Here is an 18,518-nt window from a genome sequence, read left to right as displayed (position 1 = left end):
GGAAACCCTGCCGGATGAAGACCAAGAAGATCGAATATCGCGGCGGATTGATCACCTTTGAGATTCCATACGTTTGGATTGAGGAATACGAAGCCGAGGATGGGGGTATGTTCTATGAGGACGGACCCGACACCGGGACACTTCGCTTGAACGTCACCACTTTCCGGGCTGGGCCGAACCAGTTGCTTACGGATGCCGGCTCGCTGCTCACCAGCATCAATCTGACCAACATTGAAAAACTGAGCAACGGCAACGCGATCTCAATAGGCGTTTCGAATTTCGAGGAAGAAGGAACGAGTTTGGCGATGCGCTCCTGGCGCCTTTGTCAAGTAATCGGCCCGGATTTTGGTCGCGTTGCAATCTTTACATATGCCTATCTAAAGAAGTTGGAGGCGACGAACTCGAACAGGATGCTTCTTTTGTTTCTGGAGGGGTCGGTAAGAAACGCTGTGTTTTGGCCGTCGCGAAGCTGATAGCCAAGCGGGATAAAGCAGTCCAGGCAACAGATCGCACCAAGAGATCGGTCTTGTCGGCAGGAATAGAAGGGCAGCTGAAACAGGGCAGCGACATCGCGTAGACCGACTTGGCGCCGTCACGCTGCCTGCGCCATCCGCTCCGAACTCATGCGATAGGAAATCGCCTCGGCCAGGTGGATGCGGCCGACGGTCTCGCTGGCGTCGAGGTCGGCCAGCGTCCGCGCCACTTTCAGTATCCGGTGATAGGCGCGCGCCGAAAAGGCGAGCTTTTCGCTGGCATCCTTGAGCAGCGACAGGCCTGATGCGTCGGGCATGGCGATCTCTTCGATCACCGCCGGCGCGCAATGCGCGTTGGTGGTGGCGGTTGTGACGCCGAGCCGCTCGAAACGTTCGCGCTGCAGGGTGCGCGCGCGGGCCACGCGCAGCGCCACATCAGCACTCTTCTCCGCCCGGTCGGGCCTAATCAGGTCGCTGGCCGAGACCGCCGGCACTTCGATCCTGAGGTCGATGCGGTCGAGCAGCGGGCCTGAGATGCGCGCCTGGTAGTCGGTGCGGCAGCGCTCGCCGCGCAGGCAGCGATAGCCCGGCTCGCCGGCCATGCCGCAGCGGCACGGGTTCATCGCCGCCACCAGCTGGATGCGCGCCGGGTAGGTGACGCGATGGTTGGCGCGCGCGATCATGCAGTCGCCTGTCTCCAGCGGCTGGCGCAGCGCGTCGAGCGTCTGCGGCGTGAATTCGGGAAACTCATCGAGGAACAGCACGCCGTGATGCGCCAGCGACACCTCGCCCGGCCGCGCGCGTACGCCGCCGCCGACCATCGCCGCCATCGAGGCCGAATGATGCGGCGCGCGGAACGGCCGCCGGTCGGTCAATTTGCCTTCGCCAAGCTCTCCGGCCACCGAGGCGATCATCGAGACTTCGAGCAATTCCTTCGGCGCCAGCGGCGGCAGGATCGATGGGAGCCGCTGCGCCAGCATCGATTTTCCCGAACCCGGAGGGCCGATCATCAAGAGATTGTGCCCACCGGCCGCGGCCACTTCCAGCGCCCGCTTGGCGGTCTCCTGGCCCTTGATGTCGGCGAGATCAGGCAGGTCGCGCGCCGAGGCATGGATGCCGGCCTCCGGTCGCGACAGCACCTGCGTGCCGCGGAAATGATTGGCGATGGCAATCAGGCTGCGCGGTGCCAGAATGTCGAAATCCTTGCCGGCCCAGGCCGCTTCCGGGCCGCAGGCGAATGGGCAGATCAGGCCCTTGCCTTCGGCATTGGCGCCGATCGCCGCCGGCAAGGCACCGGCGACTGCGGTAATCGTCCCATCGAGCGACAATTCGCCGAGCACGACATAGCCGGCCAGCATGTCGCCCGGAATGGCGCCAAGGGCGGCCATCAGGCCAAGCGCGATCGGCAAGTCGTAGTGGCTGCCTTCCTTGGGCAGGTCGGCGGGCGCCAGGTTGACCGTCACCTTCTTTGACGGCATCGACAGGCCCGACGCATGCAGTGCCGCCTGCACCCGCTCCCGGCTTTCGGCCACCGCCTTGTCAGGCAGGCCGACGATATGCATGTTGACCTTGCCGGGCGCGATCATCACCTGCACGTCGACCGGCACGGCCTCGATGCCCTGGAAAGCGACCGTACGAACCCGCGCCACCATGTCTTGCCCCCGGCCGCAACCCCTGCGATTGGCCAAGAATGGCCCTTCGGGGAGACAATCACAATTCCCCGGTCAAATCAAGAACATTACGGGAACAGGCAATCGCTTTGGTTGCAGCCGTATCGCGTCTGGTTGCAAAGACGGAACATGGTTAAGACAAAATGAAAACGGGTTACGGCCGCTTGGCCTCATAGCACGACGTCAGGAGAACAAGGCCCGCTGGATGTTGGAAGCAGCCAACGACAGGATCAGGCTGGAAGCCATCGCAAGTTTGACTGCAACCTCATGCTCGGCAAACAGGGGAGCCGTGCTAGAGATCGCTTCGGTTGAATAGCGCCTGCTCTTGCGAGGTCCCATTGACACAACGATTATCGGATTTCGACATTGGCTTGCTGCTGACACTTGATGTGCTGTTGAAGCACCAGAACGTCACCCATGCGGCGTCGAGATTGAACATCACCCAATCGGCCTTGTCGGCCCGCCTGACGCGGCTGCGTCAATTGCTGAACGATCCACTCTTCACCACGGCGGCCTCCGGACGGGGAATGACCCCGACGCCTCACGCCCTGGCACTTGAGGCCGAACTCACGCGGCTGCTCGAACGGTTGAGCGATTTCGTCAATACCGCCCATTTGTTCGACCCTGCGACAAGCAAACGTGTCTATCGCATTGCCGCAACGGACAATCCGGCGGCGATCCTGGCTCCGGACCTCATTCCGCGGTTCAAATCCCAAGCTCCCAACGCGAAGGTCGCCTTTACGGTGCCCGACAAGCCGAGGATCGTCGAGCATCTGGAGGAAGGTGAAATCGACCTCTTCATCGGAGCCGCGGAAGACGGTTCGAGTGGTCTGATCGGGCAAAAATTGTTCGAAGAGGAATTCGTCACGGCCCAGCGGCACGGCCATCCGCGCGGCAAGGGACCAATCACCCTGGACGAATTCTGTGCCCTCGACCATCTGCTGATTTCGACAAGCGGCGGCCATTTTGCAGGCATGATCGACAACGCGCTTGCCGAGATTGGCCGCGAGCGCAACGTGACGGTCTCCATCCAGAGCTACGCCCTGGCTCCCCTCGTTCTGGCGAACAGCGATCTGATCTGCACCCTGCCCCGGCGTTTCCTGAAGCGCTTCGCTCAGGTCCTCGATCTGTTCGAAGCCCCCTTGGAGCTCTCGCCGTTCGCCATGAACCTGTTCTGGCACCCGCGGATGCGCAGCGACCCAGCCCATATGTGGCTGCGCAAACTGGTGATGCAAAGCGTGCGCGACGCTCACGAGGAGTAGTGGCCGGACGCCATTCCGGCCACCGTATGTCGCGCAATCAGAACTTCTGAAGCAGGTAGTCACCGACCTTGCCGGCAGCGGGATCGAACAGCGTGTCGAGCCGCGAGTTCAGCACGTAGATGTCGTCGCCCAGGATCGCCGCGGCCGTCGGCATCGACATGATGCTGCGCTCCTGCCGGACGATCGTTGCCGATGCCCACCCGTCGGCGGAAACCAGTTCGACGGTACGATCGGCGCCAAGGTTCTGCACGACGACGAGATGCTGGTCATCGATCAGCTGAATGCCGTCGGCACCGGTCAGGGGCTCCGGCAGTTTCACCAGCTCGATCTTGCCGGGATCGGCGATGCTGACGCGAAACAGTTCACCCGTATTGTATTTGCCCACGAGCAGATAGCCGTCCTTGTGCCAGGCGATGCCATTCAGATTGAAGCCATCGCCATCCTTGAAGCGCGGGTCCCGTGCAAAGATCGTCGCCTTGCCCGCCTTATCGATCCGGTAGACGATCGGGGCAAAGCTGTCGGTCACATAAGCGTTTCCGTCGGCGTCGAGCGCGATATCATTGGCAAAATGCGTGCCTTCGCTGAGGCTGCCGAGATCATAGTAGGCAAGAGGCTGGCCGGTCGTGGCATCATATTTGGCAACTCCCGCAAGTTTGCCCTGGGTCACCGCATTGGTGCGATCGCCGACGCCCGGGTCGGAGTTCGTCACCCAAAGCATATTGCGCTTGTCGTCGACGAGCAGGCCCGCCGTTGAAATCAGTTTCGCGTCGTGGACGAACTCCGTGTACTTCCCGGCTTGATCGACCTTGGCCACCAGGCCATGACGCACCGAGCCGACCATAAAGCTGTCCTGCCTTGCCGACCACGTGACACTTTCCGGATAACTCTGGTCGGAGGTGAATGAAATTCCCTGGGCCGTGCTGTCGGCCATCGATGGCGACGCGATGAAGAAAGCCATGGCGGCCGCGCCAGCCATTAGAGAGCGAGAGATCATGATTGGTTCCTTTTCGATCGGTTGATGTCACCGCTCTAGAACCCCGCGCGCGCCTTGAGAAATCGCCCCTCACGATCGGACGAATCGATCGTGTTCATGGGTCTGGCGCTTGCTTAAATCCACCCACCCCATCGCCCGCCTGCCATGAACGGGCTCGATGCCACCAATCCGCAAGATCGATTGGCGCGTTGGTGCGCAAGCCAGCATGTTCTGATTTCAACATCAGCAGACGGCCAATCGGGCGGTCTGGGTAGATGTTCAACGATGAGACAGAAAAAATGCTCAATCTGTATTTTCATGCCACGCCGAATTCGATGAAGGTGGCGGTGTTGCTGCAAGAACTGGAATTGCCCTTCGACATCTCGCCGGTCGATATCTTCAAAGGCGAACAGCACGCACCTGAATTCAGGGAGATCAATCCAAACGGCAAGGTTCCGGCGATGGTGGACGGCGATGTGACGATATTCGACTCGCATGCCATCCTCCTCTACCTCGCCGAGAAGCACGGAAGATTCATTCCCAGCGAACTGAAGAATAGGGCTGTCATGCTGTCATGGCTGCAGTTCGTGGCAACGGGCCTGTCGCCGTTTTCCGGCCAGGCGATCCACTTCCTCCACTACGCGCCGGAAGATATCGCCTATGCGAAAAATCGTTACGTGAAGGAAGTCGAGCGCCACTACGCAGTTCTGGACCATCGCCTTGGGCAGGCCCGATACCTGGCGGGCGACGAGTACACGATTGCGGACATGGCGCTTTGGGGTTGGGCCGCCTCGGCCGGATATGTATTCGGCGCGAAAGGTCTTGGCGACTATCCCAACGTCATACGCTTCATGGATGAAGTGACCGAACGCCCTGCCGTCCAGCACGCCTTGGCGATGAAGACGAAGCATACATTCAAGGCTGAGCTCGATACTGAATCACGTCGCGCCATGTTCCCGCAAAACGAGATAGCTATCGTATGACCTGTGCCGCCGGCAGCTTCTGCTGTCGGCCGCCTAATAGTGCAATGTCAGCGTCGGGTGCAGATCAATGCGGACGAGCCCGCCATATCTTCATAATTGCAGACGACGGCAAAAGGTGGATCGCCGACCTTCATTGCCCGATACGGGCGCGAAATTCGGCAGTCGAATTGGTGCGTGGGAACGGCTCGGAAGGCAGCGGTACATCCAGAAAGGCGCATAGCGGCGACCACCCTTCGGAGACGTCATAGACAAGCAGGCGTTCCGATGCCACTGCCTTTCTTACTGCCTTGTTGTGCGCCTCATAAATCGCGATGGCATGATCACGCTCGTCAAAGCGCCCGCCAAAGACACCGTTTCCAACAACCGCCATGCCAAAAGACTCTGGATCATTGGTGACGGCATCCCAAGTGAGCCATATCGTTTGGATCATGCTTTTGTACCACTGCCCTGGATCGCGAACGGTGAGGATCACCTTCGCGTCCGAATAGTAGGCACTCAATTCCCGCCAGAAGTGCGCGGTTGGCCAATCGACCGCGGAGCGGTAGCCTGCGAGGGCCACGTCCCAATTGGGGAGCTTTCCTTTACCAGCGGCACGCCAGAGCGCCTTTTGCTCGGAGTCGCGAAGGACTTCAGCCATGTGATGGCACGGTCCGAATCCAAGCTGCTCCAAGGCGAGCTTCAGAGAGTACGTGCCAGTGCGGCCCATACCCGCTCCTATCACGTCCAAAGCCATGAGCCTCCCCCGAGGTGTGCTCCAAACTCCCGAAAATTACCATTGCTCCTTCCAAATTGCCAGACGAGGCGTTGGCCGGGTCACGCTAACGCGCATCCGGGCGCGCCCCGATAGCATGTCCAATGATGAAAGAAATCTAGTGATAAGATTTTTATTGCAATGAGATTTAGGTCTCATTATGAAGCACGCGTTCGACCGGTCCTACCGATCAAACAATCATTCGCTGCGGCGCAGGCCGCCAGCATCACCCATCAATTCCCAACGAAAACAGCGAGTATCAAGATGACCCTTACCTCCAAGGACATGGATCGGAAGATCGACGAGCATTTCGGTTTCGAGGCCAGCGACGATGTCGAAGGCGTGTTGCGAACACTATCCGACGATGTCGAGCATGACGTCGTCGGCTGGCCTTTCGGCCCTTCCCATGGACGGGATGAAGCCCGCGCCTTCTATGAGGCCACGTTCTCGGATCTCGCCGAAAGCTCCATCAAACGCGTTCGGCGGCTCTACGGCGACGGCTTCCTCGTCGATGAGTCGTTATGGCGGGGCCGCGCGCCGGGACGTCCCTTTGGCCTTGAAGGCCGCGATCGCCCTTTGGAGTTCCGGCTGCTGCATGTCATAGAGTTCAACGATCAAGGCAATATCAGGCGGGAAAACGTCTGGCTCGACCTCGCAGCAATTATTCAGCAACTGCCACAGGACTGATCAATGACTGGAGTGGGCAAGGCGGGACGGCCGAACCAGCGGCGGCGAACCCGCAAGGACCTGCTTGAGGCCGCGACACGGCTGATGAAACAGGGTCGCCAGCCGGCGCTGGAAGATGTCGCGGCAGAGGCGCTGGTCTCACGGGCCACCGCCTACCGCTACTTCCCGAGCATCGAGGCGCTGCTTCTGGAAGCCTCCATCGACATCGCTGTGCCGGGAGCCGAAGAGTTGTTCGGCAATGAGTCGTCGATCGATCCAGTGGCGCGCGTAGAGCGCGCCGATCGAGCGTTGCATGACATGATACTCGCCAATGAGGCCCCGCTCCGTGCAATGCTTGCGCAGTCCATCGAGCGGCGGAACCGAACTGTCGACGATGGCGATCTCCCCGCCCGCCAGAACCGCCGCACACCGCTGATCGAAGCGGCGCTCGAGCCCGCCCGCGGTCGGTACGACCCGGAAGACCTCGACAGGCTGGCAAAGACGCTGGCGCTCATCCTGGGGCCCGAGGCCATGGTCGTGTGCAAGGACGTCTTGCAGCTGGACGATGTCGAAGCGCGCGAAGTCAAGCGCTGGGCCATCCGGACACTGGTCACCGCGGCGCAGAAACGGCACGACTGATCGGCGTATGCCCGGGTCGCGCCAGGGCACATATCCTGGCTCGGCAGCTTTCGCCGTGGCGGAGCGGTCTACCGCCGCTTCGCTTCAACCGCATCCCAGAACAGGCTGGCAATGTCGGCGCCGCCGAAGCGCTGGACTTCGCGCACGCCGGTCGGCGAGGTCACGTTGATCTCGGTCATGTAGTCGCCGATGACGTCGATGCCGACCAGGATGAAACCGCGCTCCTTCAGCGAGGGCCCGATGCGGGCGCAGATCTCGCGCTCGCGTTCCGTCAACTCGGTCTTCTCGGCGCGGCCGCCGACATGCATGTTGGAGCGGGAATCATGCTCGGCCGGCACGCGGTTGATGGCGCCGGCCGGCTCGCCGTCGATCAGGATGATGCGTTTGTCGCCCTTGCGCACGTCCTTGAGATAGCGCTGCACGATATAGGGCTCGCGGAACATCTGGCCGAACATTTCGAGCAGCGAGGCAAGGTTGCGGTCGCCCTCGAGCAGATGGAAGATGCCGGCGCCGCCATTGCCGTAGAGCGGCTTGATGATGATATCGCCGAACTCCTTGCGGAAGGCTGCGACTTCGAGCGGATCCTTGGTGATGAGCGTGTCCGGCATCAGGTCTGGGAATTCGGTGACGAAGATCTTTTCCGGACTGTTGCGCACCCAGGCCGGGTCGTTGACGACCAACGTTCCCGGATGGATGCGTTCGAGGATATGCGTGGTGGTGATGTAGTTCATGTCGAAGGGCGGATCCTGGCGCAACAGGATCACATCCATCTCCGAGAGGTCGGTGCGCACCTTCTCGCCCAGAAAATAGTGGCTGCCCTTCTCGTCGCGCACCTGCATCTCCTCGACGCGGGCAAACACCTTGCCGTCGCGCAGCGACAGCCGGTCGGGCGTGTAGTGGAAAAGCTGGTGGCCGCGCCGCTGCGCTTCCAGCGACAGCGCGAACGAAGTGTCGCCGGCGATCGACACGGTGGAGATGTGGTCCATCTGGACGGCGATTTTCAGCTTCATGGCAGGTCCCCAACGCAAGCGACGAGAGCGATATAAGGGTCCCGGCGCCTTCTGCCAATCGGGCCAGCGGCCTAAAGCGCGTCCATACGGCGCGCTTTAGGCCTTTGTTCTCTGCATGTCGTGTTCCCAAAACCACTTTTGGGCGACATGCATTAACGGTCAAAGACCAGCCTGGAATAGCCGAGGAAGGACAGCGCCATGGCGGTCAGCGAAGCGACGGCAAGGGCGGCCAGAGGCGGTGTCGAGGGCAGCGCGAGCAGGATGGCGGAATAGACGAGATAGTTGACGACGCTGGTGGCGATGCCGACGCCGCCATAGCGGGCGCTTTCCTGTGCGATGCCGCGGCGCGACGGCGAGAAGGTCAAATGCCGGTTGATCTGCCAGGTGACGCAGAGCGCGAAGCCGATCGAGAGCGCGCGGGCGGCGAAAGGCCCAAACGGCGTGACCGCCAGCAGCAGCCAGAGTGCCGCCGCATCGGCGACGAAACCGATGCCGCCGGCGAAGACAAACCGGACGAGGCGTTGCATCGTTCAGGCCGCGCGCGGGGTCTTGCCCGGTTGCGGCTTTTGCACCACCTCGCCAGTGCGTCGCTCGACGCGCCCTGAAGGCATGGAAAGGTAGAAGATACGTTTCTGTTCGGCACGGCCGCGCGAGACGGAATCGAGGATCAGCCCGGTGACCGCCGCCAGCATCGACAAGAGCAGCAGGCCGACCGACAGCACCCAGGTCGGTATGCGCGGCACCAGGCCGGTCTCGGCGAACTCGACCAGCACCGGCGCCATCAGGAACAGGCTCGAGGCCAGGAAGAACAGCGAAAAGGCGCCGAAAAAGCGCAGCGGTTGCGTCTCCTTCATCAGCATGGTGAACATCCAGAGGATTTTGGCGCCATCGTGCCAGGTCGACAGCTTCGACGACGAGCCCTCGGGCCGCCTGCCATAGTCGAGCGCGATTTCGCTGACCGGCAGTTTGAGCTGCGAGGCGTGCACCGACATTTCGGTCTCGATCTCGAAACCGCCGGAGACGGCGGGAAAGCTCTTGACGAAACGCCTTGTGAAGACGCGGTAGCCGGAGAAGATGTCGGTGAAATCACTGCCGAACAGCCATTTGTAGAGGCTGTTGAAGACGCGGTTGCCGAAGGCATGGCCGGCCCGGCCGGCATCGTCGGTGATGCCGCGCCTGGTGCCGACCACCATGTCGCAGCGCTCCGTCAACAGCGTGTTGATCAGCTCCGGCGCATCCTCGGGCGCATAGGTGCCGTCGCCATCGGCCATCAGATAGATGTCGGCGTCGATGTCGGCGAACATGCGGCGCACCACATTGCCCTTGCCCTGGCGTGGCTCGCGAACGACGATGGCGCCGGCCGCACGGGCGCGCAGGGCGGTCAGGTCCTTCGAATTGTTGTCGTAGACGTAGATGGTTGCCGCCGGCAGCGTTTCACGGAACCGCCGCACCACCTCGGCGATGGTCGGCTCCTCATTGTAGCAAGGCAGGAGCACGGCGATGACAGGTTCGTGTCGGATGTCTTGCGGCATTTTCGTCTCCGAATGCCTTGCCGGCCACGCGGCCGCGCGCCGGAAACCGGCCTCGTTCAGGCGGTTTTACTATTTATTGAAGCCGTTAAGGCTAGGTTTAAGACCGACTTCATGAGTGTCGATTGGCCTGAAAAGGTTCCGGCATTCCCGCCAGGGGCGATCGGGATGGGCATAGCAAGGGACGGAACCTCCACCTGGAGGTCCGATATCGCATTCGCGCTGCTTGCCGCCTTGCTGCTGCTGGCCATCAATGCCCATGCCGGATTCCCGCAGCTGGCCAACCCGGCCGGTGACAATGACAGCCTGCTGCAACTGGTAGAAGTCCGCGACCTCATGGGCGGCCAGGGCTGGTTCGACCTGCACCAGTACAGGATGGGGCTGGAGGGCGGCTTCGTCATGCACTGGTCGCGTCTGCTCGATGCGCCGCTGGCGCTGAGCATCCTTGCCATGTCGGCCCTGACGGGCAGCACCGCTTTGGCCGAACAAATCGTGCAAATCCTCTGGCCTGCGCTGCAGTTCTTTATCGCGATCTTCTTCGTCATCCGCGCCGCGCGTGCTTTCGCCGACGCGCGCGCGGTGCTGCCTGCTGCCGTCGTCGGCGGGGCAGCCTTGTATTATATCGGCATTTTTTCCCCCGGTTCGCTCGATCATCACAATGTCCAGCTGGTGCTGACGCTGGCCAGCCTCGCTCTGCTGCTTGAAGCGCTCACGCGCCGGCCGGCCGCCTTTGTCGCCGGCATCTGCGCCACGCTGGCCTTGGCCATCGGCATGGAAAGCGCGCCCTATGCCGGCGCCCTCGGTGCCGTCGTCGCCATGCTGTTTCTTGGCAATCGTGACGGCGAAAGGGAGATCGCCAGGAATTTCGGCCTCGGCGTCGCCGGCGCCTCGGCTCTCGTCTTCGTCACCACCATCCCCATGTCGTCCTGGGGCCAGGCCCAGTGCGACACATTCTCGGTCGTGCAGTTCGCCGTCACCGGGCTTGCCGGTGCCGGTTTGGCTGTTATCACGTCTTTGAGGGCCGCCAACGCCACGCCCGCCCGGCGCCTGGTCTCGCTCGGTCTGCTTGCCGCGGGCATCGCTGTCGTCGTCGTGCTCTTGTTCCCGCAATGCCTGGCGGCGCCCTATGCCAATCTCGACCCGCGCCTGCAGCAGATGTGGCTCGGTTATATCGAGGAGGCGCAGTCCATCGTTCAGCTGGTCTCCGATAATCCGGCCAGGGTCGTGGCGCGCTTTGCCACGCCATTGGTGGCGATCATCCTGATGGCGCTTCGCTTCAGCCGAGGCGGCTGGCGGCGGCAGGACAGCCTCGTCGGCGCCCTGCTGGTGATGGCGGTCCTGGTCAGCGCCTGGGAAGTGCGCGGCTCGACCTTCTCGATTGCGTTTGCGGTGATCCCGCTTTCGGCCTGGATCGCCAAATGGCGGCAGCAGGCCGAGACCAGCCCGTCCAGCGGTTCGGTGCTCAGGATGGCCGCGGCCTGGTTGATCTCGGTGAATGCGATCTGGTCGGGCGCCGCTCAAGCGGCATCGAGCGCCTTCGAAACCGGTGCACCCGCCACGGACGCCGGCATCGATGCACCCTGCAACAGCAAAGCTTCATTCGCGGCACTTGGCGGCATGCCCGCCACCACGGTCCTTGCCGTCTCCAATCTCGGCTCGCCGATCCTCGCCTTCACCGGCCATCGCGTGTTCGCCGGGCCGTATCATCGCAACGTCGCCGGAAACCTGCTGGTGTTCGATGCCCTGCTGGGTTCTGCCGCCGAGGCGAAAGCCATCGTTGAAAGCCATCATGTCGGCCTTGTCGCGCTCTGCCGCGGCAACCCGGAGAGCCGGCTGTTCGCCTCCAGGGCGCCGGACGGTTTTCTCGCCGGGCTGATGCGCGGGAGCCTGCCGGAATGGCTGGAGCCGGTGGAGGAAACCCGTGGCGCCGCGCTGGAACTCTATCGCGTCCGGCCCACCGGCTAAGAATCCGCGTAAAGGCGAAGGCTTTTCAAGCGCTACGGACACCTTCGCGGACGCAATGCATTTGGCCGCGAAAAAATCGATTTTCAGGATACGTTTCCTAAAGGGTTTGCTGCCAGTCTCGATCATAAATTCCGACGTCAAAAAACAGGGACACCGATGCAAGCTCCGTTTGGCACCGGTCAGGCAAACAGGGAGAGCACGGATCTGGCCTTCACCGATCCGTTGACCGGGCTTGGCAATCATCGCCGCTTCTTCGACAAGGTCGATCGCCTGATCAGCGACCGTGCCGACGATCCCGCACCCTTCACCGTCGGCATTCTCGACCTCGACGGCTTCAAGCCGATCAACGATCTGTTCGGCCACAAGGCCGGTGACGACATCCTGATCCAGGTGGCCATGCGGCTGCGCGCCTCGATGGATAACCACTCGACGGTCTGCCGCATCGGCGCCGACGAATTCGCCTTCCTCTATCCGCTGGTGTTCAGCGAGGAGGCGGCGGCGGAAAAATCCCGCATGCTGATCGAGATCCTGTCGGCGCCTTACGATGTCGGCGAACGCACCGCCAGGCTCTCGGCCTCGGTCGGCTGCTCGCTGTTCTATTCCGGCGACGAGACCACCGAAATCCTCATCAACAAGGCCGAAACGGCGCTCTACCACGCCAAGCGTTCCGGCCGCGGCCGGGTCGTCGTCTACACCCGCGAGATGGAAGAGGCGGCCAAGCGCGTCACCCGCATCGAGCAGGCGCTGCGCCGCGCCGTCTCGGCCGGCGAGGTGGAACCGCATTTCCAGCCCATCGTCGACCTCACCACCCGCCGCACCATCGGTTTCGAGACGCTGGCGCGCTGGACCGATCGCGACCTTGGCGCGGTTCCGCCGACGGTCTTCATTCCCATCGCCGAGGAGCGCGGCATCATCGGCCCGCTGTCGCAGCTGGTGCTGCGCAAGGCGACCGAGGCGGCAAGGAGCTGGCCGAAGGACCTGTTCCTGTCCTTCAACCTGTCGCCCTCGCAGCTCGTCGACCAGAACACCGGCCTGCACATACTGGCGATCCTCGACCGAACCGGCTTCGATCCGCGCCGGCTGGAAATCGAGATCACCGAGACCGGCCTGATGAACGACCCGGCATCGGCGGCGCAAATCGTCGAGGATCTGCGCCGCGTCGGCATCCGCGTCTCGCTTGACGATTTCGGCACCGGCCAGTCCTCGCTCGGCCGCCTGCGCGAATTCCATTTCGACAAGCTCAAGATCGACCGCGCCTTCGTCTCTTCCATTCTCGACGACCGTCCGTCCGAACACATCATCCGCGCTATTCTCGCCATGTGCGAGGGGCTCGGCATGGATGTGGTCGCCGAAGGCATCGAAGAGGAGGCGCAGGCCGACCGGCTGGTCCAGTTCGGCTGCGCCGGCGGGCAAGGCTATCTGTTCGGCAAACCGGTCGATGCCGACGCCACGCTCGGCTATCTCCGGGACTCGTTCCGCGGCGCACTGCGCGCCAAGGCGATCTGACCGGCGACCACGAGGCAATCAGCGTTCCGATCATGCCGCTCCAGCCGTCGCGTGCGGCGCATTGTCGTTTTGTCTGACATAAGCCCGCAAAATCCGACGTTTCGCCCTTGCCCGCCCGGCTTCTCTGGCTAGGATGCGCGCCGGTTAAGCGCGGAGTAAAAAAGACATGATGCCATCGGCGGATTTTGCCGACCTCAAGGGAGCCTCGGTGCTGATCACCGGCGGCGGCTCCGGGATCGGCGCGGCCCTGACCGAGGGGTTTGTGCGCCAGGGCGCCAATGTCGCCTTCATCGACATCGCCGATGAGCCCAGCACCGCGCTTGCCGACCGCATCGAGAAAGAATTTGGCCGCCGGCCGCTCTACCTCAAGACCGATCTGCGCGATGTCGAGGCGCTGCGGGCCTCGGCGGCCAAGGCGGCCGAGGCGCATGGCGACGTCACGGTGCTGATCAACAATGCCGCCTGGGACGAACGCCACGCCGTCGAGGACGTGACGGTGGAGTTCTGGGACAACAACCAGGCGATCAATCTCAGGCCGCATTTCTTCACCGCGCAAGCGGTGGCGCCGGGCATGAAGCGGGCCGGCGGCGGCTCGATCATCAACTTCACCTCGACATCCTATCTGATCAACCATCCCGACATGCCGGCCTACACCGCCGCCAAGGCGGGCATCCTCGGCCTCACCAAGGGCCTGGCGGGCAAGCTTGGGCCCGACCGCATCCGCGTCAACGCCGTCGCGCCCGGCTGGGTGATCACCGAACGGCAGCAGGAACGCTGGGTGACCGAACAGGCGCTTGCCGCCCATGTCGCCAAGCAGTGCATCAAGGACGTCATGCGGCCGGACGACATGGTCGGCACGGTGCTGTTCCTGGCCTCGGATGCCTCGCGCATGCTGACCGCGCAGATGCTGATCGTCGATGGAGGCTTCCTGTGAGCCCAGGTTTTGCCAGCAATGTTCCAGCAGTAGCAGCGCTCGATTGGGGCACGACCCGGCTTCGGGCATGGCTGATCGACGGCAGCGGCAAGCTGCTTGCGGAACGCCGCGGCGATGACGGCCTGATCACCGCGCGCGAAAAAGGGTTTTCGAACGTGCTGGAAAGCCACCTGGCCGCCATGGGCGCGCCTGACGCGTTGCCCGTCATCATCTGCGGCATGGCCGGCTCTCGTCAGGGCTGGATCGAGGCGCCCTATGTGAGCGTGCCGGCGCCGATCGGCGCCATCCTGCGCGGCGCGGCCCGCATCGAAGGCGAGCGCCGCGACATCCGCATCGTGCCGGGCCTCGCCCAGCGTCTGGCCGACGCGCCCGACGTCATGCGCGGTGAGGAAACACAGCTTGCCGGCGCTGGTTTGCCGGCAAAGGGGCGGCATCTCGCCTGCATGCCGGGCACGCACTCGAAATGGGTCGTGGTCGAGGATGGCGCGGTTGCCGGCTTCGGCACATGGCCGACCGGCGAATTGTTTTCGGTGCTGGCCGCACATTCGATCCTCAAGCATTCGCTGGGCGAGCATCCGGCTCCGGTGGCGGTGGACAGTCCGTTCTTCCGGCAATGGTGCGAACGGGCGCTTGACGAGGGCGGCGATGTCACGTCGAAGCTGTTTGCCATCCGCGCCGCCGGGCTGTTGCAGGACCTGAAGTCGCAGGACGCGGCGGCCTGCCTGTCCGGGCTTTTGATCGGCGGCGAGATCGCCTCCGCGAAGCGCCGCTATGGCGCCGGCGATGCGCCGGTCGTGCTGATCGCTTCCGGCTCGCTCGCTTCGCTCTATTCGGCTGCACTCGAGCTTGCAGGACTTGCCTTCCGTGCCGTCGACGCGGATGAAGCGGTGCGGGCCGGCCTTGTCGAGGCCGCGCGCGAGAACGGCATGATCGCCAGAACCGGAGCCTTGGCATGACTGAGACCGCAGCCTTCCCGAAGCTCAAGCGCGGGCTGGTCGCCATCCTGCGCGGCCTGAAGCCCGCCGAGGCGATTGCCATGGGGCAGGCGCTGTTCGATGCCGGCATCGAGGCGATCGAGGTGCCGCTCAATTCACCCGAGCCGTTCTCGTCGATCGCCCGGATTGTCGAAGTGCTGCCGAAGTCAGCCCTGGTCGGCGCCGGCACCGTGCTGACGCCGGCCGATGTCGACGGCTTGCACAAGGCCGGCGGGCGGCTGCTGGTCAGCCCCAACATCGACGCCGACGTGATGGCCCGCGCCATGCATTACGGCATGGTCACCATGCCGGGTGTGTTCACGCCCACCGAGGCCTTCCAGGCGATCCGGCTTGGCGCCTCGGCGCTGAAATTCTTCCCGGCCAGCGTGCTCGGTGCTTCAGGCATTTCCGCCATCCGGGCGGTGCTGCCGGCGCAGACATTGGTCGGCGCCGTCGGCGGTGTCTCGGAGACGGACTTTGCCGGCTACAAGGCGGTTGGCGTCACCGTCTTCGGCCTTGGCTCCAGTCTGTTCAAACCGGGCATGAGCGTCGATGAGGTGGCCGCGCGGGCCCACGCCGCCGTCGTGGCCTGGGATGCAGCGTTCGGGGAAGCATGATGAGCGAAGCGATCGTTTCCGTTTTTTCCGACCATGTCTGCCAGCTCGGCGAAGGGCCGAGCTACGATCCCGCGACCGACACTCTCTATTGGTTCGACATCGTCAACGGCCAGCTTCTGCAGAAGCCCCTGTCTGGCGGCGCGACGACCGTTCACGAGCTTGGCCGGATGGCGAGCGCCATCGCCGTCATCGACGACAAGCGCCAGCTCATCGCCGCCGAGACCGGCCTCTATGTCCGCGACGCAGCGACCGGCAAGATGACGCTGCACACGCCGATCGAAGCCGACAATCCGGTCACGCGCTCGAACGATTCGCGCGTCCATCCCTGTGGCGCCTTCTGGGTCGGCACCATGGGCAAGAAGGAGGAGAAGGGCGCCGGTTCGATCTACTGGTTCTTCAAGGGAGAATTGCGCAAGCTGTTCCCGGATATCACCGTGTCGAACTCGATCTGCTTTTCGCAGGATGGCGCGCTCGCCCACTACACCGACACCTCGACCGGACTGTTAATGCGCGTCGACTGCGATCCGGCCACCGGCCTGCCCATCGGCGAGCCGAAGATATTCGTCGATCACCGTTCGGCCAAGGGTTATATCGACGGTTCAGTGCTCGACCGCGACGGCATCCTGTGGAACGCCGTCTGGGGCGGCAGCGTCGTCGAAGCCTATGGGCCCGACGGCAAGCTCGTCCGCTCGGTCGCCATGCCGGTGACGCAACCGTCCTGTCCGGCCTTCATCGGCAAGAATGCCGACCGGCTGGCGGTCACCTCCGCCTGGTCGGGCAAGAGCGAGAAGCAGCGCCTGCTGGATCTGCAGGGAGGTATGACCTTTGTGCTCGACATTCCCGTCAACGGCCGCTTCGAGCCGCGCGTGCTGATCGCCTGAACAAGGGCGTTCGCAACGGCCTCCCCTATCGCGCATTGGCGCTGTCACGCAGGCGCCCGGCCCGGGTCGGTTTCGCGAAAGCCGTTTGCGCCGGCCGTGCGATGGTAGGCGATCGCAGCGCCGGAGACCGTTCGTTTCATGTCGAGCCGCACGCCAAGACTGATCCTCGTCCATGAGCCGGAAAGGGCCTGCGTCGACCGTCTGGTCGCCGACGGTCATGCGCCCGAGCGCGCCGCCGAAATCGCCTTCTATTTGGCGCAGTCGACGGACCTCGCCCAAGAGTTCGACATGCTTGCCGGCGCTTGCCGGGCGCGCGGCCTGTCTTTCGCGCCGGTTCTGCTCGACGATGCCGCAAAGGCACTCGCCGGCGAGGATCCCGGCACGACGCTGGTCTGGACGCTGACCGACGGCATCGCCTATTTCCGTGGCGGCGCGGCCCCCGCTTTGGCAAGACTGGGTGGGTTCAAGACGATCGGCGCCGATGATTCGCTATTCGCGCTCTGCCAGGACAAGTTCCGCTCCGGCGCCGTGCTTGGCGCGCTCGGCCTGCCGGTGCCGCGGGCCGGCCTTGCCCGCGATGGAAAATGGCTGGTCAAGCCGCCGGCCTCGGCCGCCGGCTGGTTCGTCAAGCCCAACCGGCTCGGCGCCAAGATCGGCATATGGCCGGATTCGCGCAGCGATGATCTCGGCCACGCACTGGAGCTTAGCCGGCGTGTTTTCGCCGCCTATCGCGACGATGTCGTCGTGCAGCCCTATGTCGCCGGCCGCAACGTGCGCGCCAGCTTCCTCGGGCTGACGCCGCAAGTCGGGGTCGAGGCGCTCGGCGTCGCCTATGTCGATTCAGGCGCCGATTTCCAGACCATGGCGGACAGCCTCGCGCTCTACGGCGAAACCGGCGAGGCGGCGAAATCGGCAGGACATTATACCGAACCGGAACTTGTCGCGGTTGCCGATATCCAGCCGGCCGCCGATGCCAGGGTTCGTGCGATCGCCGGGCGGCTGATGAGCGGGCTTGGCCTGCGCGACGTCTTTTCCATCGACCTGCGGGTCGAAGCCGACGACACGATCCATCTCATCGAATTCGAGGTCTGTCCCGGCCTGCCTTGCTTCGACTTCCGCGCCTATTGCCGCCAGCAATGGGGCCTGGAGCTTGCAGACGCCATGGCGGAAACCGCCGCCAGCCGGCTGTCCGGCCCGGACCGTCGCGTCTAAACGGCGCGCTCCAAGCCTACCCGCAGCTGTCGACGGTGCCGCCGTTCCGGAACTATCCGTGCGGCATGCGATCGAATGTCTTCAATGATGGATCGATCGTGTCCCAGGCATGGCCGCGGATGGCATATGTGACCACCTGCGGGTTGAATTGGCCGGGGTCGTCAAGGCTGGTCGCGTTCACCGCGATCAGATCCGGCATTGCGACGTTCGTCAGATAGACCGGCGTTCCACAGGTCGGGCAGAAGGCGTGCACCTTTTCGTTCCCGCTGTCACTCGCTAAACGCCAGGTGTTCGTTTCGGCCGTGGTTGTCACATCCGCCCGCTGAAAGGTCAGATAGGACCCATGCCCCGTGCCACTTCGTTTCTGGCAGTCGCGGCATTGGCAGTGGTTCTCGAAGACCGGCTCGCAGCTCGTTTCATAGCGGATCGCGCCGCACGCACATCCGCCTCTATAGTGCTTAGTCATTGTCACC

General features: G+C 63.3%; 19 protein-coding genes. 12 read left to right on the top strand and 7 right to left on the bottom strand.

All coding sequences use genetic code 11. The annotated features are described in order from the left end of the window. The first annotated feature begins 14 nt into the window (after window positions 1-14). The gene (locus JT360_RS04790) at window positions 15-473 is read left to right on the top strand and encodes a hypothetical protein (protein WP_214470394.1); all 459 of its coding nucleotides are present in this window, start codon (window positions 15-17) and stop codon (window positions 471-473) included. A 119-nt stretch (window positions 474-592) separates the two neighbouring features. Here the strand turns inward: JT360_RS04790 and JT360_RS04785 are convergent, their stop codons facing one another. Then, window positions 593-2,125, bottom strand: a complete 1,533-nt coding sequence (locus JT360_RS04785) for a YifB family Mg chelatase-like AAA ATPase (RefSeq protein ID WP_214470393.1) — start codon at window positions 2,123-2,125, stop codon at window positions 593-595. A gap of 389 nt (window positions 2,126-2,514) precedes the next feature. Here JT360_RS04785 and JT360_RS04780 point away from each other — a divergent pair, with 389 nt between their 5' ends. Continuing rightward, a complete protein-coding gene (locus JT360_RS04780; RefSeq protein WP_250888605.1) occupies window positions 2,515-3,405 on the top strand; it encodes a LysR family transcriptional regulator in 891 nt (296 codons plus the stop codon). Window positions 3,406-3,442: 37 nt separating this feature from the next. Here the strand turns inward: JT360_RS04780 and JT360_RS04775 are convergent, their stop codons facing one another. After that, complete coding sequence (locus JT360_RS04775; RefSeq protein ID WP_214470392.1) at window positions 3,443-4,399, bottom strand: hypothetical protein; 957 nt, start codon at window positions 4,397-4,399, stop codon at window positions 3,443-3,445. Between the two features lie 278 nt (window positions 4,400-4,677). On the opposite strand from JT360_RS04775, the gene JT360_RS04770 reads away from it, so the two are divergent. Beyond that, the gene (locus tag JT360_RS04770) at window positions 4,678-5,361 is read left to right on the top strand and encodes a glutathione S-transferase family protein (protein ID WP_214470424.1); all 684 of its coding nucleotides are present in this window, start codon (window positions 4,678-4,680) and stop codon (window positions 5,359-5,361) included. A 130-nt stretch (window positions 5,362-5,491) separates the two neighbouring features. Here JT360_RS04770 and JT360_RS04765 read toward each other — a convergent pair whose 3' ends face one another. Continuing rightward, entirely contained in the window at window positions 5,492-6,094 is a 603-nt protein-coding gene (locus tag JT360_RS04765; protein WP_214470391.1) for a sulfotransferase family protein, read from the bottom strand. Between the two features lie 282 nt (window positions 6,095-6,376). Between JT360_RS04765 and JT360_RS04760 the strand changes: the two genes are divergently transcribed. Both JT360_RS04760 and JT360_RS04755 read left to right on the top strand, forming a co-directional pair. After that, window positions 6,377-6,799 (top strand): nuclear transport factor 2 family protein, encoded by a 423-nt coding sequence (locus tag JT360_RS04760; RefSeq protein WP_214470390.1) that lies wholly within the window; start codon window positions 6,377-6,379, stop codon window positions 6,797-6,799. A 3-nt stretch (window positions 6,800-6,802) separates the two neighbouring features. Continuing rightward, entirely contained in the window at window positions 6,803-7,417 is a 615-nt protein-coding gene (locus JT360_RS04755; RefSeq protein ID WP_214470389.1) for a TetR/AcrR family transcriptional regulator, read from the top strand. 68 nt (window positions 7,418-7,485) lie between these two features. Here the strand turns inward: JT360_RS04755 and gshB are convergent, their stop codons facing one another. The 3 genes from gshB to JT360_RS04740 form a co-directional block, all read right to left on the bottom strand. Continuing rightward, window positions 7,486-8,427 (bottom strand): glutathione synthase, encoded by a 942-nt coding sequence (gene gshB, locus JT360_RS04750; RefSeq protein ID WP_214470388.1) that lies wholly within the window; start codon window positions 8,425-8,427, stop codon window positions 7,486-7,488. Between the two features lie 152 nt (window positions 8,428-8,579). Beyond that, entirely contained in the window at window positions 8,580-8,954 is a 375-nt protein-coding gene (locus JT360_RS04745) for a GtrA family protein (protein WP_214470387.1), read from the bottom strand. Between the two features lie 3 nt (window positions 8,955-8,957). After that, window positions 8,958-9,959: a glycosyltransferase gene (locus JT360_RS04740; RefSeq protein ID WP_214470386.1), complete on the bottom strand. Its 1,002-nt coding sequence runs from the start codon at window positions 9,957-9,959 to the stop codon at window positions 8,958-8,960. A gap of 165 nt (window positions 9,960-10,124) precedes the next feature. Here JT360_RS04740 and JT360_RS04735 point away from each other — a divergent pair, with 165 nt between their 5' ends. The 7 genes from JT360_RS04735 to JT360_RS04705 all read left to right on the top strand — a co-directional run bounded on the left by JT360_RS04735 (window position 10,125) and on the right by JT360_RS04705 (window position 18,045). Then, window positions 10,125-11,921 (top strand): GtrA family protein, encoded by a 1,797-nt coding sequence (locus tag JT360_RS04735; protein WP_214470385.1) that lies wholly within the window; start codon window positions 10,125-10,127, stop codon window positions 11,919-11,921. A gap of 156 nt (window positions 11,922-12,077) precedes the next feature. After that, the gene (locus tag JT360_RS04730; protein WP_214470384.1) at window positions 12,078-13,427 is read left to right on the top strand and encodes a putative bifunctional diguanylate cyclase/phosphodiesterase; all 1,350 of its coding nucleotides are present in this window, start codon (window positions 12,078-12,080) and stop codon (window positions 13,425-13,427) included. Between the two features lie 166 nt (window positions 13,428-13,593). Further along, entirely contained in the window at window positions 13,594-14,361 is a 768-nt protein-coding gene (locus tag JT360_RS04725; protein ID WP_214470383.1) for an SDR family NAD(P)-dependent oxidoreductase, read from the top strand. Then, window positions 14,358-15,317, top strand: coding sequence for a 2-dehydro-3-deoxygalactonokinase (locus JT360_RS04720; RefSeq protein ID WP_214470382.1), 960 nt, complete (start codon window positions 14,358-14,360; stop codon window positions 15,315-15,317). Before JT360_RS04725 ends, JT360_RS04720 begins: the two co-directional genes overlap by 4 nt. Further along, window positions 15,314-15,952, top strand: a complete 639-nt coding sequence (locus JT360_RS04715; RefSeq protein ID WP_214470381.1) for a 2-dehydro-3-deoxy-6-phosphogalactonate aldolase — start codon at window positions 15,314-15,316, stop codon at window positions 15,950-15,952. The genes JT360_RS04720 and JT360_RS04715 overlap by 4 nt, the downstream gene beginning before the upstream one ends. Next, window positions 15,952-16,833: an SMP-30/gluconolactonase/LRE family protein gene (locus JT360_RS04710; protein ID WP_214470380.1), complete on the top strand. Its 882-nt coding sequence runs from the start codon at window positions 15,952-15,954 to the stop codon at window positions 16,831-16,833. Before JT360_RS04715 ends, JT360_RS04710 begins: the two co-directional genes overlap by 1 nt. 138 nt (window positions 16,834-16,971) lie before the next feature. Next, on the top strand, window positions 16,972-18,045 hold the full coding sequence (locus JT360_RS04705; RefSeq protein WP_214470379.1) for a D-alanine--D-alanine ligase family protein: 1,074 nt from the start codon (window positions 16,972-16,974) through the stop codon (window positions 18,043-18,045). Between the two features lie 52 nt (window positions 18,046-18,097). Here JT360_RS04705 and JT360_RS04700 read toward each other — a convergent pair whose 3' ends face one another. Beyond that, window positions 18,098-18,511 (bottom strand): GFA family protein, encoded by a 414-nt coding sequence (locus JT360_RS04700; protein ID WP_214470378.1) that lies wholly within the window; start codon window positions 18,509-18,511, stop codon window positions 18,098-18,100. Window positions 18,512-18,518: the final 7 nt, after the last annotated feature.

The sequence above is a fragment of the Mesorhizobium sp. dw_380 genome, from assembly GCF_018588885.1.
Taxonomy (GTDB): Bacteria; Pseudomonadota; Alphaproteobacteria; order Rhizobiales; family Rhizobiaceae; genus Mesorhizobium.
Note: the sequence above shows the minus strand (reverse complement) of the source record. Positions and strands in the feature narration are given on the sequence as shown.